This window comes from Mesorhizobium sp. M2A.F.Ca.ET.042.01.1.1 (assembly GCF_003997405.1).
Classification (GTDB): domain Bacteria; phylum Pseudomonadota; class Alphaproteobacteria; order Rhizobiales; family Rhizobiaceae; genus Mesorhizobium.
Genome location: NZ_RZRX01000672.1, coordinates 1 through 255, shown reverse-complemented (window position 1 = coordinate 255; position 255 = coordinate 1). Strand labels below are relative to the sequence as shown.

General features: G+C 65.1%; 1 protein-coding gene. It reads left to right on the top strand.

The features are described from left to right. Positions 1-255: hypothetical protein (locus EOA23_RS36025; RefSeq protein WP_189341861.1), on the top strand; the 255-nt coding region annotated here is incomplete at both ends.

Here is a 255-nt window from a genome sequence, read left to right as displayed (position 1 = left end):
GGACGGCAGCGGCACCCTGAATGCCGGCGATCTGTCGACGACCACGGCCGGCGACGGCACCTGGTCCTTCAGCGATCTCGACTACTCGGTCGCCGGCAAGAAGGTCTACGAGGTCCTGCCGGACGGCGATGTGCAGACGGTCGGAGCGGCCGGCTACACGATCGTCGGCACCTCGGGCCACGACCAGACGGATCTCGACTTCGCCAACTTCGAGAAGTTCGACATCTCGGGCACGAAGTACACCGATATCACCGG